The sequence below is a fragment of the Mycobacterium sp. 141 genome, from assembly GCF_000382405.1.
Classification (GTDB): domain Bacteria; phylum Actinomycetota; class Actinomycetes; order Mycobacteriales; family Mycobacteriaceae; genus Mycobacterium.
Genome location: NZ_KB908262.1, coordinates 149,272 through 162,544 on the forward strand (window position 1 = coordinate 149,272; position 13,273 = coordinate 162,544).

A 13,273-nucleotide genomic window follows, 5' to 3' on the forward strand; every position below is an offset into this window, starting at 1 on the left:
GAGGGTACCGGTGCACTGCAAGGTCCAGAGCACCGCCGAGGCGTCTGGAAGAATGTCGGGGTGACGGTGGAAGCTATCAAGTCCGGTATAGACCTGAGCCATGTCGACGCCCAGGCCCGCCCCCAGGATGATCTGTTCGGCCACGTCAACGGTCGCTGGCTGGCCAAGTACGAGATCCCTGCAGACCGGGCCACCGACGGTGCGTTCCGGTCCCTCTACGACCGGGCCGAGGAACAGATCCGCGACCTGATCACGCAGACCAGTGAAAAGGCTGCCGCGAGCGGCACCGACGAGCAGCGTATCGGTGATCTGTACGCGAGCTTCATGGACGAGCGGACCATCGCCGCGCGCGGGCTGGCCCCGCTGCTCGACGAGCTCGCCACCATCGATGCGGCTACCACCGCCGATGAGTTGGCCGCGGTGCTCGGTGCGCTGCAGCGCACCGGTGTGAGTGGCGGCGCCGGCGTTTACATCGACACCGATTCCAAGGATTCGACGCGCTACCTGCTGCACGTCAGCCAGTCGGGCATCGGGCTGCCCGACGAGTCGTACTACCGCGACGAGCAGCACGCCGAGATCCTGGCGGCCTATCCGGCGCACATCGCGCGGATGTTCGGGCTGGTCTATCGAGACACTGCCGGCGATACCGCCCAAATCGCCGCCCGCATCGTGGCCTTGGAGTCCAAGCTGGCCGCCGCGCACTGGGATGTGGTGAAGCGCCGCGACGCCGACCTGACCTACAACCTGCGCACGTTCGCGGAGTTGCCCGCCGACTCACCCGGCTTCGACTGGTCCGGCTGGGTTCGCGCACTGGGAACGACGCCGGAGACCGTGGCTGAGCTGGTCGTGCGCCAGCCCGACTATCTGACAGCGTTCGCCGCCCTGTGGTCCGGCGAGAATCTCGAAGACTGGAAGGCGTGGGCGCGCTGGCGGGTCATCCACGGCCGCGCGGGGTTGCTCACCGACGACCTGGTGGCCGAGGATTTCGCGTTCTACGGTCGCACGTTGAGCGGCACCGAGCAGATCCGCGACCGGTGGAAGCGCGCGGTGTCGGTGGTGGAGAACCTGATGGGCGACTCGCTGGGCAAACTCTATGTGCAGCGCCACTTTCCGCCGGAGGCCAAGGCTCGGATGGACGAGCTGGTGGCCAACCTGCGGGAGGCCTACCGCGTCAGCATCACCAATCTGGCCTGGATGACGCCGGAGACCAGGGCCAAGGCGCTGGACAAGCTCGATAAGTTCACGCCCAAGATCGGCTATCCCGCACGCTGGCGCGACTATTCGGCGCTGGTGATCGGACGTGACGATCTGTACGGCAACTATCGACGGGGCAACCTGGTGAACTCCGACCGGGAACTCGCCAAGCTCGGTCAGCCGGTGGACCGCGACGAATGGTTCATGACGCCGCAGACGGTCAACGCCTACTACAACCCCGGCATGAACGAAATCGTGTTCCCCGCAGCCATTCTGCAGCCGCCGTTCTTCGATGCCGACGCCGACGACGCCGCCAACTACGGCGGGATCGGCGCCGTCATCGGCCACGAGATCGGCCACGGCTTCGACGACCAGGGCGCCAAGTACGACGGCGACGGCAATCTGGTGGATTGGTGGACCGACGCCGACCGGACCGAATTCGGGCTCCGGACAAAGGCTTTGATCGACCAGTACGAAAAGTTCACCCCACGCGAGCTGGATGCCGGCCACCATGTGAACGGTGCCTTCACCGTCGGCGAGAACATCGGAGATCTCGGCGGGCTGTCCATCGCGCTGCTGGCCTATGAGCTGTCACTCAAGGGCGAGGAAGCACCTGTGCTCGACGGGCTGACCGGCGTGCAACGGGTGTATTTCGGCTGGGCTCAGGTGTGGCGCACCAAATCCCGTGACGCCGAAGCGATCCGGCGGTTGGCGGTCGATCCGCATTCGCCGCCGGAGTTCCGCTGCAACGGCGTCATCCGCAACATCGACTCGTTCTACGACGCGTTCGAGGTCTCCGATACCGACGCGCTGTACCTCGATCCCGGGCAGCGCGTACACATCTGGAACTGACTCCCCGCGAGTAGACACAGAGTCGCACTTCTTCAACCGAGATAGTGCGACTCTGTGTCTCTTGAGTGACTCCGCAAAACCCTTGTTGCATCCCGAATTACGAGCGTCGCCGCAGGGCAGCGGAGCCGATGTCAAATCACGTTGGAGATGTCGGCCTTGACCGGGATGTTGCAGCGATTGCGCAAGTCCACCGCAGGCCTACGGATGGCGTCGAGCTCGGCGTGCACCTGCGGATTCTTGTTGAGATAGTCCTTCGTCTGCTCAGCCACCGCTGACTTGGACTGACCCTGAAGTCCGGTGAAGAAGGCGTTGACGTCTGGGTGAGTGAACAAGTATGCGGCCATATCCGTCGAGACACCTGACATCACCGCGACCACGTCAGCGGTCGTGCAGTTCGGCGGCGGCGGCTCGGCGGATGCGGTTGCCGATGCGCCTAGGATCAGCGCGCCACCGCTCACTGCCACCACGGTCGTGCGGCGTAGCCAACGCGTTACAGGATTCATGGAACTCCCTCAATCGATCGTATCCAGCTCACGAACAGTGTGGCTTATGTTTGGCCGTAACCTTAACGTGCGCGACAATAGAAGTTCACGGGTTCGCCGTAAACCCGCGGGTAGACGGTTGTTGTGGCTATGCTTCGCACCTAGACGAAAGGAATCCACGCAAATGCCCCAGGTTCGCAAAATCTTCATCGGGAGTGCCGCGGTGGTCGGCGCGGCGGTTGCACTGTTGGGCGCGCCGGTTGCTGGTGCCGATCCCTCACTGCTGCCGCAATGTGAGGTGATGGGTGGCAGTGCGATAGCTGGTGGGCAGACTACCGACTGCGCATCCGAGGGTAATTCCCAAATCGACGCAACGCCCAGCGTCTATCCCGGCGAAGAGGAATTCTACGGCTTCCCCGGGTTCGGCTTCATCTGATCCCGGACCCCAACCGGCCAACCTTGTTGTACGCCAGCGTGTTTGCGGGTAGCCACGATCGCGCGTGAGCCGGTTCGTCGGTAAAGGCCCGTTCGCCCGCAAACTTTCTGACCTGCCCGGTCGATTCCCACGCCACGGTGCGACCCAGTCTCATGGTTTCGTTTCTGGCCCAAGGATTTCCGAATCACGTCCGACCCTCGAGTGGACCTTGAGCTGGCTGGTGACGCGTCACCAGCCGGCTCAAGTTCTTAGAAGATCTGCCAGTCAGACGCACCGTCGGGCTGGTTGTACAGGCCCGTGGAGTTCTTGACCACGACCGGATCGCCGCTGCCGAAGTTGTCGTAGAACCACTGCGCGTTCTCCGGGCTCAAGTTGATGCAGCCGTGGCTCACGTTGCGCTTGCCCTGGTCAGCCACCGACCACGGGGCGCTGTGCACGAACGCACCGCTGTTGTCGATGCGGACCGCGTCCTGCACCGTCAGCTTGTAACCCTCCGGCGACGTATTCGGCACGCCGTAGGTGGACGAGTCCATGACGATGCTGGGGAACTTCTCCAGCACGTAGTAGGTGCCGTTCTTGGTCTCGTGCTTGCCGTCGGGCTTACCCATCGATACCGGGAACGTCTTCTCCAGCTTCCCGTTGCGCATGACCTGCATCTGATGGGCCTTGTCGTCGACCGTGGCCACCAGGTAGTCACCGACGCGGAAGCTGGACTTGGTGCCCGCCGCGTCGATGTTCACCACGGTGTTGGCCGGCCAGAAGTCCTGGGGACGCCAGCGCACCTGGGTGTCGTTGACCCAGTAGAACCGGCCGGGAACCGGCGGGTTCGACGAGATGTGGATCGCGTCCTCGGCCATCTTGCGGTCGGCGATGGGCCGCTGAAACTGGATGTAGATCGGCTTGGCCACTCCCACCATCGATCCGTTGACCGGGTTGAAGGTGGGCGGCAGGAACACCGGGTCGCCGGTGTACGGCGTCGGGTTCTGGCCGGCCGGGGTATCGCCGGAGATGACCGCGGGGGCTCCGTAGTGGGTGGCCGCCGGTGCAACGGCCGCCGGTTGTGCGCCCGGCGCAAGCGGGTCGGCCGCCGCATTCGCGTCAGGCGCAGGCAGCACGCCCGGGGGTGGCGGCGGGAAAGCTGGGTCGACGGGCACCGGTGACGAGTCAGGCTCCGCCAGTGCGGACGGGCTCAACACAAGCCCGCCGACCAATCCCGCGGCCATGAAAACCGTGATCAGTCCACGTTTTGCCGATTTCGGCATAGGTTACCTCCAGACAGCAGAACTCGTTCCAGTGTCGCACAGCGCAGAGACCAGCTACTGCTTACAGAGACCGTCACGCCCCGACTCCGGCCGCATCACGGCGCTGAACTGCATTGTCAGTCGTCGCACACGTGTCAGGCGTTACTTCCCGCCGGTCACGCAGGAAACCTTGAAGAGGCCTCGGGTGGCCAGCACTCCGACCATCGCGACGGTGATCAGCGCGGCGGCGGCAGCGATCATGACGGGCAGGCCGGCGTTGTCGTAGATCATGCCTCCGGCCAGCGAACCGGCCATGATGCCGACCTGGAATGCGGCCACGTAGCGCCCGGACGCCCCGTCCGGATCCTCGGGCGACGTACGCATCGCCGACGCCTGGAGCATGGGCGGCAATGCCGTCGACGCGGCACCCCACACCACTACGGCAGCCACCCCGACCAGCACCGTCGTCAGGTCGGCGCCGCCATCGAACGCCAGCGTCGTCAATGCCACCAGGGCGGCGGCCAACGCGGCCAGGCACGCGACCACCGAAGCCTTGGGCCAGTGGTCCAGGGGCCGGGCCATGGCGGCCATCGCGATGAGCCCGGCGACGCCGTAGCCGGCCAGTAGCCAGGCCAGCTGCGGGCCGTGCACGCCGACCACGTCCCGGATGATCACCACGATGAACGTGTAGGCGATGAAGTGCCCGGTGACCCCGATGAACGTCAGCGCCGACAGCGTCATCAGCCGGGTGTTGCGGTGGTGCACCGGCCGGGCGCGCACGTCGTCGCGGGCCACCGGCATCGGCGGCAACGTCACCAACGCCGCGAGCGTCACCAACGCCGCGGCGGCTGCCAGCACGGCGACGGCCGACCGCCAGCCCCACAGTTCGCTCATCGCCGCGGTCAGCGGATTGCCCGCGACCAGGGCCAGACCCGTACCGACGTAGACCGCCGCGGTGGCCCGGCCGGCATGGCTGGGCGGCACCAGCCGCGCGCCGATCGGCGCGATGACCGACCACATCAGGCCGTGTGTCAGCGCGCACAGCACCCGGCCGCCGGCCAGCACCGCGAAGTTCGGCGCAACAGCCGAAACCGCTTGGGACACAGTCAGACACACCAGCGTCGCAAGCAACGTGCGGCGCCGCGGCCAGTTCGCGGTCAACCGCACCAGCCCCACCGTGGTGGCCGCGGCGACCAATGCATAGCAGGCCATCAGGCTGCCGACCAGACCTTCGCTGACCCGCAGATCCGCGGCGATCACCGGCAGCGCGCCGACCGGCAGGATCTCTGCGGTGACGTAGATGAACGCCGAGGCCGCCAGCACCGTGAGCGATACGCCGACGCGGGCAGTCCACGGGCGGGCGGGTGTCGACGACAACTCGACGGTCATGATGGGATGCCACGGTAATGGCTTGGCGTTGCAGTTTCGGCCAACCGAACCGAAAGGATGCGTAATGGTTGCTGTACCGCAGGGGTTCGAAGACCTGCTCGATCGGCCGTTGTTCGGTCATCTGGCCACCACCCGGCCGGACGGCACGCCTCAGGTGAATCCGATGTGGTTCGACTGGGACGGCTCGCGGCTGCGCTTCACCCACACCACCAAACGGCAGAAATACCGCAACGTGACGGCGCATCCCGAGGTCGCGATGTCGATCCACGATCCCGACAATCCGTACCGCTACCTGGAGGTCCGGGGTGTGGTCGAGGAGATCGTCCCGGATCCGACGGCGGCGTTCTACCTCAAGCTCAACGACCGCTACAGCGGCTCGCTGACCGAGGTGCCGCCGGATGCCGCCGACCGCGTGGTCCTCGTGGTCCGTCCGACTCTGTACAGCAAGCACTAGGGGCGCGACATGATTGTCGCCTTCAGCGTCAGCCCCATGGGTGGTGATGAGTCCGGCGGAGTCGGCGCCGCCGTGGCCGAAGCCGTACGGGTGGTCCGCGAATCAGGCCTGCCCAACGAGACCAACGCGATGTTCACCAACGTCGAGGGTGAATGGAACGAGGTCATGGCGGTGGTCAAGCGCGCCGTCGAGGCTGTGGCTGCGGTGTCCCCGCGCGTCAGCCTGGTGCTCAAGGCCGACATTCGTCCGGGCTACACCGGCCAGCTCACCGCGAAGGTGCAGCGCATCGAGCGCGAACTCGGCAGCTAGGACCGCACCAGGCGCGCGATCGCGGCCGACGCCTCGGCGAGTTTGGCCTCGGCCTCGTCCCCACCCTCGGCGACGGCCCGCGTGACACAGTGGCCGAGGTGCTCGTCGAGGAGCCCCAGCGCCACCGACTGCAGTGCACTGTTGACGGCGCTGATCTGGGTGAGGACGTCGATGCAGTACTTGTCCTCGTCGATCATTTTCGCGATGCCGCGGACCTGTCCCTCGATCCGGCGCAGCCGTTTGGCGTAGTTCTCCTTCTGGGCCGAGTAACCATGAGCTTGGGGCGGCGTGCCGCCACTTGCCCCAGAACCCTCAGTCACATCCATCAGACCAGCATACCGGTACCCCTCCGGGGTATGAATACTGGTTTGGCCGGGAGAAACGGCGCGGGCATACTGCTTGCATGCCCTCAGACTCATTGTCGAATTCTGGTCTTCGCGCAAGCGGCTCATTGCCGGATATCAAGCCGCGCAGCCGCGACGTCACCGACGGCCTGGAGAAGGCCGCGGCCCGGGGAATGCTCCGCGCAGTAGGAATGGGCGACGACGACTGGGGCAAACCGCAGATCGGCGTCGGATCGTCGTGGAACGAGATCACGCCCTGCAACATGTCGCTGCAGCGGCTCGCGCAATCGGTCAAGGACGGCGTGCACGAGGCCGGGGGTTACCCGCTCGAGTTCGGCACGATCTCGGTGTCCGACGGCATCTCGATGGGGCACGAAGGCATGCACTTCTCGCTCGTGAGCCGCGAGGTGATCGCCGACAGCGTCGAGACCGTGGTGCAGGCCGAGCGCCTCGACGGCACCGTGCTGCTGGCCGGCTGCGACAAGTCGATCCCCGGCATGCTCATGGCGGCGGCCCGGCTCGACCTGGCGAGTGTCTTCTTCTACAACGGCTCGATCATGCCCGGCGTCGCCAAGCTGACCGACGGCACCGAGAAGGAAGTCACCATCATCGACGCCTTCGAGGCGGTCGGCGCGTGCGCGCGTGGGTTGATGTCGCGCGAGGACGTCGACATCATCGAACGCGCGATCTGTCCGGGTGAGGGTGCGTGTGGCGGCATGTACACCGCCAACACCATGGCGTCGGCGGCAGAGGCCCTCGGGATGTCGCTGCCCGGCAGCGCCTCACCGGTTGCCGTGGACAAGCGGCGCGAGGAGTTCGCCCGCAAGTCCGGCCACGCCGTCGTCGAACTGCTGCGGCGCGGAATCACCGCCCGCGACATCCTGACCAAGGAAGCTTTCGAGAACGCCATCGCGGTGGTCATGGCCTTCGGCGGGTCCACCAATGCGGTGCTGCACCTGCTGGCCATCGCCCGCGAGGCCGAGGTTGATCTGACCCTGGCCGATTTCACCCGCATCGGCAACAAGGTTCCGCACCTGGCCGACGTGAAACCGTTCGGCAGCCACGTCATGAAGGACGTCGACGAGATCGGCGGGGTGCCCGTGGTGATGCGTGCGCTGCTGGATGCCGGCCTGCTGCACGGCGATTGCCTGACCATCACCGGCCAGACGATGGCCGAGAACCTCGCGCACATCGCCCCGCCGGATCCGGACGGCAAGGTGCTGCGCGCTCTTGACAACCCGATCCACCCGACCGGGGGTATCACCATCCTGCACGGCTCGCTGGCCCCCGAGGGTGCCGTGGTGAAGTCAGCGGGCTTCGACTCCGATGTGTTCGAGGGCACCGCAAGGGTTTTCGAGCGCGAGCGGGCTGCCCTGGACGCGCTGGAGGACGGCACCATCACCCACGGCGACGTCGTCGTCATCCGCTACGAGGGCCCCAAGGGCGGACCGGGCATGCGCGAGATGCTGGCCATCACGGGCGCGATCAAGGGCGCCGGGCTGGGCAAGGATGTACTGCTGATGACCGACGGCCGGTTCTCGGGCGGGACGACGGGCTTGTGCGTCGGGCACATCGCCCCCGAGGCCGTGGACGGCGGGCCGATCGCATTCGTGCGCGACGGTGACCGGATCCGCCTCGACGTGGCCAACGGCACGCTCGACGTGTTGGTCGACGACGCCGAATTCGAAGCCCGGAAAGTTGGTTTCGAGCCACTGCCCCCGCGGTACAAGACCGGCGTGCTGGCCAAGTACACCAAGCTGGTGCAGTCTGCCGCTGTCGGCGCAGTCTGCACATAACCCTTTGCACTGCCGAGCGTGCGTGGAATGCCGACGTTTTACGGTGTGCCGGCCGGCAGACGCGCACGCTCGCGGTGCAAGGGCAGGCTACTGGTCCGGCTCAGGCGTGCCGCGCATCTGAGCTACGCACGCGCATACCGAGGTACGCCGCGTACAGGCCGAGCACAAAAACCACCGCCCCGCTGAGCACGTGCGACCAGATCATGCCTGCGGTCGGCCCGCTGACGTAGATCCACGGTGAAATAACCAGCCACACACCGAAGAACGGCAGTGTCCAAGTCATGCCGTGGCTGCGGTCGAGTGCGCAACCGAAGCACAGGGCCAGAACCCCGACGGTGCCGCCGACGAACAAGTCGTTGGCCGACAGCCGAGTGAAGCCCTGGTACCCGATGATCCACGGCGACAAGGCGACGTAGAGCGCGGCCATCAACGTCAGGCCGAAGGTCGCCTGTGCAGCCATCGACTCGGCGACGCGGTCATAACGGGCCCGTAGCGCCAGGATGTCGGGGTGTTGATCGATTGACGAATGGACCGTGGCCATCTTTTACCCCTTCCGTTACGCGACAAGGGTTTTCCGCCCTGCCGCACCCATCCATCACTGACCAGATTACGCGCGTTCGCAATGGTCGGAGCGGGCGAGATTGGCGCGCGGACGGCACGCCGCGACTACCCGCGAAAGCCGCCCCGCACGATCGCGGCGAGTTCCTCACGTGAGCTCGCTCCTACCCGTTGGCAGGCGCGGTACAGATGGCCCTCCACGCTGCGCACCGACATCACGAGGCGCTCGGCGATCTCCCGGTTCGACAGCCCGGCGACGACGAATTCGATGATCTCCCGCTGCCTTTGGGTCAGCGGTTGGCCTGCCGGATGACGCAGGGCCGGCGTGCATATGCCGCCGCAGTCGGTCGCGAGTTGGCGAGCCACCGCGGCGGCGTAGAGGCCGCGTTTGCCTTGTCCGGAACCACTGAAAGCAACCGCGGCCTGGGCTGCGGCGTCCGCGGCGGTCACGCGGTCGCCGATCGCCTGGTACCGCGCCGACGCGTCCAGCAGGCCGGGCCCGTTGCCGGCAGCCAGCGCCGCGGCATGGCGGGCAACGGCATCGGCCAGCGGGAGTGCCAACTCGGCCGCCAGTTCGGTGGCCCGGGCGGCGCCCGAGCTGTCACCCCACTGTGTCGCCGCCTGCAGGCAGGCGAGTTCATGGGTGGGCTGGCGACGTTCGCGGGCCTGGACGGCGGCGGTGCGGACGAGTCCGACGGCCTCGGTCAACGAGCCGCCCGCGGCCAGGGCCCAGCCGGTCGCCAGGGAGAGATTGGTCTGCATGAACACGTAGTCGTCGGGTACCCACTGCTTGGCCTGCGCCAACGCCTCGGCCGCCTGGTCGGCCTGCCCCAACTTGCCATGCGCCTCGGCCAGGCCGAAACAGCTGGCCGGACGCAATCCTGTTGAACCACCGTGTGTTTCGACTCCAGCGAGCGCCTCGTGCAGCAACCCGACCGCCTCGGCTATCGCGCCACGGGCCAATTCGGCATGGCCGAGCAGGAACGCCAGGTTGGCCTGCGCGAGGCCGGGGAGATCCCGCGCCGAATCAGCCAATTGCCGGGCGTTGCTCACACATTGGTCGATGCGGCCAGTCAGCCGGCAGGCCCGTGCGTACACCCCGCCGAACCAGAACCGCGCCGGCGACGACTCGAAGGATGTGATCGCCCGGTCGATCGCATCGGTGGCCACCGCGGTGAGATCGTCGACCTCGCCCAGCGCACCCAGCGCCATCGTCAGTGCCACTGCCGCGACCATCGCGTGGTAGTCCGTGAGCAGCCCCGATGCGATGGCCGCGCGGGCTTTGTCTCGCGCGGCTTCGCAGTGCCCGAGCACTGCGTCGACGGCAGCTTGGATCGCCGTGCGGGCCATCCGCTCACTGTCCGACTCCGGGCCGGCGGCCAACTGTTCCAGGATGGCCGCGGCATCGCGGGGGCGGCCCAGCATGAAGGTCAGGTTGGCGGCGCGCAGCGTCGCCCAATGATGCGCGTCGGGCCGCCCATCCGAACTGATCTGGGCCAGTACGGTTTCCGCCTGGGCGCCTCGGCCGAGCAGCAGCAGCGACATCGCACGCATCGGCGCGGCCTCGTAGGCGCCACACTCGTCGGCCGCGGCGGCGAACCGGTCCGCGGAATGCGGATCCAGCAGCGTCATCGCGGCCCGGGCGGCGTCCAGGTAAAGCTGCGGATCGGGCTTGAGGTCCGAGCTGAGCATCAGCAGCGCGCGCCGTACCGTGGCGTGCAGATCCCCGTCGGGTTGCGACGACAGACGTTCGACGAGCCGGCCCCGCAACCCGGACAGGTACATCTCACCGGCAGTGGAGCGGCGCAGTTCACCGTAGAGCGGGTGGGCCAGCCGGGCCTGCAACCGCGACCCGTTGCGTTCGACGGTGACCACCCGCCGCGTCTCGGCGGCCTCCAGATCCCCGCGGCCGACTAGATCGCACAGCACGTTGACGTCGAGAGGCTCGCATTGCGACAGCAGGTCGACGACCATGGCCGGGCCGGACGGCAACCGGTCCAGGTGGCTGCCGACCATGTCGGTGATGCTCTGCGAGACAGCCAGGTCGCCGTCCCATATCCACACCCCGGCCACTTGGCGCAGGCGTTTGCCGTCGATCTGATCTTTGAGCACCTGCTGCAGATACAGCGCGTTGCCGCCGGTAAGCTTCCAGAACCGTCGCGCGCTGCGGCTGTCGACCGCCCCGTCGAGCGTCGACTCGATGAATGCGCGCGTCGCCTCCGCCGAGAGCGGCTCCAGGTCCAGCCGGGCCAGCAGGCCGTCCTTCCACAGTGCGGTGACGGCATCGGGGGCGGTGCCGCCGGTCCGGGCGGTGACCACCAACCGCACCCCGCGAGTCTGGGCCAGCTGGTGCAGCACGTGGGCGGACAGCTCGTCGAGCAGGTGGGCGTCGTCGAACCCGATGATGCTGCGCCGTTGGTGTTGTTGGGCGACAAAGGAATCGATCAGCCTACGGACGCTGGGCAGCGGGTCGCACATGTCCTGGCTGATGGCCCCGGTGAAGGCACCCAGAGGCAGCGAGCGGGCAGATTCGGTGCCGACGAACCAGCTGGTCCGGTCACCGGTGGTGGCGGCCTGGCTGAGCGCCTGACGGGCCAGGGCGGTCTTGCCCACACCTGCGGGGCCGACGATCATCACCCCGCAATGCTTGCTGCCGTGCAGCACTCGACGGATGGCGCCGAGCTCATCGCTGCGTCCCGTCAGCCTCATACCGTCCCTCGCAAACCGGGTTGCCCGAGGTCAGGATAGGGCGCGAAACGCTCACAGGGACCGTTATCGACCCACCCATTCGATACCGCCGAGCATCTGCGGCGATGACGTCTGGCGTCGCCGACGGCTCGTCACCGGGTCACCGGGATGGAGTAAGCTCCCGGCGATCGTCGCCTCCGCGTTGCGTTGCCAGCAACCGCTGCGTGCAATCCAGGAGCACCTGCTGCAGGTCGGCGTCGCCGACGTCGCTGAGCTTGGGATCGGTTGCGCTGCCGTAGATCCCGGATGCCAGCAGGGAGATGACGATCCGGGTGGTGATGTCGGGGTCATCGCCGAGCAGCATCACGGTGAGCTGCTCGATGATCTCACCCAGGTCGGCCCGGCTGTTGACCAGATTATCGATGGCCGGGTCACCGTGGAACACGGCGGTCACCCTGCGGTGGCGTACCGCGAGTTCGACCATGCCGTTGACCGCGACCTCACGTTGCGCGTCGGGTGTCGACATCGTCTCGGCGAGCCTGACCAACCGGGACAAATCGTCGAACACCGGCTGCACAACGGCCAGGACGATCTCGTCCTTGGAGTGGAACTGGTAGTAGACAGCAGCCTTGCTGACGCCGAGCCGGTCCGCGATCATCTGCAGGGACGTGCCGTTGACTCCGTGTTCTGCGAATAAAGCGAGCGCGGCTTCCAGCACCCGTTCACGCGCGAACCCGCGCGGCGCCACGGCCTTCGCCACACTCGTCCCTTCGTCGCCAGGAGCCTACCCAAGGGCGTCTCGCGTCACACCACCAATAACTCAACCGACTTGATTGAAGTTAGCCGACTGTATAGGTTTCACTTGTCGTACGGCAAGGATAGCTGGCCTCGCACCCGAAAGGCTGAGCGGACATGAAGCTCTTGAGACGGTTCTGGATTCCGGTGCTCATCGTGGTGGTGGTGGCGATCGGGACGTTCACCGTGATGCGGGTCCGTACCTTCTTCGGGGCCGGTGATGGTTCGGGGGTCGCCAGCGCGAAAGTCGATGACACCAAGCCGTTCGACCCCAAGGTCGTGGTCTACGAGATCACCGGGGAACCCGGCGCCACCGCCGACATCAACTACCTCGACCTCGACGCCCAACCACAGCGCGTCGACGGCGCGGCGCTGCCGTGGACACTGCGCCTGCAGAGCACCGCGCCGTCGGTGTTTCCCAACATCGTGGCCCAAGGCAACGGTGACACGATCAGCTGCCGGATCACCGTCGACGACGAACTCAAAGATCAACACACCTCCACCGGCGTCAACGCCCAGACTTTCTGCTTGGTGAAATCTGCATGAGCACCCCCACCCACGACGCGCCCACCGACGCGTTCCCGGCGAACCCACCGCCCAAGCACGCCGCCGAGCGCAGCGGTATCGCCAAGTGGATCCGGCGCCTGGCACTGCCGATCATCCTCGGCTGGATCGCCGTCATCGCGGTACTCAACGTGATCGTCCCCCAGCTCGAAGAGGTGGGGGAAATGCGCT

Annotated in this window: 14 protein-coding genes; 7 read left to right on the forward strand and 7 right to left on the reverse strand. The window is 66.6% G+C overall.

Annotation, left to right across the window (positions count from 1 at the left end):
* Positions 1 to 60: 60 nt before the first annotated feature.
* Positions 61 to 2,046 carry a M13 family metallopeptidase gene (locus tag H276_RS0113235; RefSeq protein WP_019971793.1) on the forward strand — a complete coding sequence of 662 codons (1,986 nt, stop codon included), beginning with the start codon at positions 61 to 63 and terminating at the stop codon, positions 2,044 to 2,046.
* A 131-nt stretch (positions 2,047 to 2,177) separates the two neighbouring features.
* On the opposite strand, the gene H276_RS0113240 is transcribed toward H276_RS0113235, so the two are convergent.
* Positions 2,178 to 2,549, reverse strand: a complete 372-nt coding sequence (locus tag H276_RS0113240) for a heme-binding protein (RefSeq protein WP_019971794.1) — start codon at positions 2,547 to 2,549, stop codon at positions 2,178 to 2,180.
* Positions 2,550 to 2,712: 163 nt separating this feature from the next.
* Here H276_RS0113240 and H276_RS0113245 point away from each other — a divergent pair, with 163 nt between their 5' ends.
* Positions 2,713 to 2,964, forward strand: a complete 252-nt coding sequence (locus tag H276_RS0113245; RefSeq protein ID WP_019971795.1) for a hypothetical protein — start codon at positions 2,713 to 2,715, stop codon at positions 2,962 to 2,964.
* Positions 2,965 to 3,212: 248 nt separating this feature from the next.
* On the opposite strand, the gene H276_RS0113250 is transcribed toward H276_RS0113245, so the two are convergent.
* Both H276_RS0113250 and H276_RS0113255 read right to left on the reverse strand, forming a co-directional pair.
* On the reverse strand, positions 3,213 to 4,226 hold the full coding sequence (locus tag H276_RS0113250) for a L,D-transpeptidase family protein (RefSeq protein ID WP_019971796.1): 1,014 nt from the start codon (positions 4,224 to 4,226) through the stop codon (positions 3,213 to 3,215).
* Positions 4,227 to 4,367: 141 nt separating this feature from the next.
* Positions 4,368 to 5,594, reverse strand: a complete 1,227-nt coding sequence (locus tag H276_RS0113255) for an MFS transporter (protein ID WP_019971797.1) — start codon at positions 5,592 to 5,594, stop codon at positions 4,368 to 4,370.
* Positions 5,595 to 5,658: 64 nt separating this feature from the next.
* Between H276_RS0113255 and H276_RS0113260 the strand changes: the two genes are divergently transcribed.
* Entirely contained in the window at positions 5,659 to 6,048 is a 390-nt protein-coding gene (locus H276_RS0113260; protein WP_019971798.1) for a PPOX class F420-dependent oxidoreductase, read from the forward strand.
* 9 nt (positions 6,049 to 6,057) lie between these two features.
* Positions 6,058 to 6,357, forward strand: a complete 300-nt coding sequence (locus H276_RS0113265; RefSeq protein ID WP_019971799.1) for a thiamine-binding protein — start codon at positions 6,058 to 6,060, stop codon at positions 6,355 to 6,357.
* Here the strand turns inward: H276_RS0113265 and H276_RS0113270 are convergent.
* Positions 6,354 to 6,683, reverse strand: a complete 330-nt coding sequence (locus tag H276_RS0113270) for a metal-sensitive transcriptional regulator (RefSeq protein ID WP_019971800.1) — start codon at positions 6,681 to 6,683, stop codon at positions 6,354 to 6,356. The two genes, H276_RS0113265 and H276_RS0113270, sit on opposite strands and share 4 nt — an antisense overlap.
* A gap of 77 nt (positions 6,684 to 6,760) precedes the next feature.
* On the opposite strand from H276_RS0113270, the gene ilvD reads away from it, so the two are divergent.
* Positions 6,761 to 8,497: a dihydroxy-acid dehydratase gene (ilvD, locus tag H276_RS0113275; protein WP_051111434.1), complete on the forward strand. Its 1,737-nt coding sequence runs from the start codon at positions 6,761 to 6,763 to the stop codon at positions 8,495 to 8,497.
* A 100-nt stretch (positions 8,498 to 8,597) separates the two neighbouring features.
* Here ilvD and H276_RS0113280 read toward each other — a convergent pair whose 3' ends face one another.
* The 3 genes from H276_RS0113280 to H276_RS0113290 all read right to left on the reverse strand — a co-directional run bounded on the left by H276_RS0113280 (position 8,598) and on the right by H276_RS0113290 (position 12,503).
* A complete protein-coding gene (locus H276_RS0113280; protein WP_019971802.1) occupies positions 8,598 to 9,038 on the reverse strand; it encodes an SPW repeat protein in 441 nt (146 codons plus the stop codon).
* A gap of 125 nt (positions 9,039 to 9,163) precedes the next feature.
* Complete coding sequence (locus H276_RS0113285) at positions 9,164 to 11,764, reverse strand: LuxR C-terminal-related transcriptional regulator (protein ID WP_051111435.1); 2,601 nt, start codon at positions 11,762 to 11,764, stop codon at positions 9,164 to 9,166.
* A gap of 139 nt (positions 11,765 to 11,903) precedes the next feature.
* Positions 11,904 to 12,503 carry a TetR/AcrR family transcriptional regulator gene (locus tag H276_RS0113290; protein WP_019971804.1) on the reverse strand — a complete coding sequence of 200 codons (600 nt, stop codon included), beginning with the start codon at positions 12,501 to 12,503 and terminating at the stop codon, positions 11,904 to 11,906.
* Between the two features lie 152 nt (positions 12,504 to 12,655).
* Between H276_RS0113290 and H276_RS0113295 the strand changes: the two genes are divergently transcribed.
* Positions 12,656 to 13,084, forward strand: a complete 429-nt coding sequence (locus tag H276_RS0113295) for an MmpS family transport accessory protein (protein ID WP_019971805.1) — start codon at positions 12,656 to 12,658, stop codon at positions 13,082 to 13,084.
* A partial coding sequence (locus H276_RS0113300) for a hypothetical protein (RefSeq protein WP_026356953.1) occupies positions 13,081 to 13,273 on the forward strand: 193 nt, incomplete at its 3' end. The genes H276_RS0113295 and H276_RS0113300, both read left to right, overlap by 4 nt.

Excerpts from the sequence above, each read along its gene's own strand:
- H276_RS0113240 (WP_019971794.1), bottom strand. The coding sequence starts at position 2,549 with ATGAATCCTGTAACGCGTTGGCTACGCCGCACGACCGTGGTGGCAGTG.
- H276_RS0113245 (WP_019971795.1), top strand. The coding sequence starts at position 2,713 with ATGCCCCAGGTTCGCAAAATCTTCATCGGGAGTGCCGCGGTGGTCGGC.
- H276_RS0113250 (WP_019971796.1), bottom strand. The coding sequence starts at position 4,226 with ATGCCGAAATCGGCAAAACGTGGACTGATCACGGTTTTCATGGCCGCG.
- H276_RS0113255 (WP_019971797.1), bottom strand. The coding sequence starts at position 5,594 with ATGACCGTCGAGTTGTCGTCGACACCCGCCCGCCCGTGGACTGCCCGC.
- H276_RS0113260 (WP_019971798.1), top strand. The coding sequence starts at position 5,659 with ATGGTTGCTGTACCGCAGGGGTTCGAAGACCTGCTCGATCGGCCGTTG.
- H276_RS0113265 (WP_019971799.1), top strand. The coding sequence starts at position 6,058 with ATGATTGTCGCCTTCAGCGTCAGCCCCATGGGTGGTGATGAGTCCGGC.
- H276_RS0113270 (WP_019971800.1), bottom strand. The coding sequence starts at position 6,683 with ATGGATGTGACTGAGGGTTCTGGGGCAAGTGGCGGCACGCCGCCCCAA.
- ilvD (WP_051111434.1), top strand. The coding sequence starts at position 6,761 with ATGCCCTCAGACTCATTGTCGAATTCTGGTCTTCGCGCAAGCGGCTCA.
- H276_RS0113280 (WP_019971802.1), bottom strand. The coding sequence starts at position 9,038 with ATGGCCACGGTCCATTCGTCAATCGATCAACACCCCGACATCCTGGCG.
- H276_RS0113285 (WP_051111435.1), bottom strand. The coding sequence starts at position 11,764 with ATGAGGCTGACGGGACGCAGCGATGAGCTCGGCGCCATCCGTCGAGTG.
- H276_RS0113295 (WP_019971805.1), top strand. The coding sequence starts at position 12,656 with ATGAAGCTCTTGAGACGGTTCTGGATTCCGGTGCTCATCGTGGTGGTG.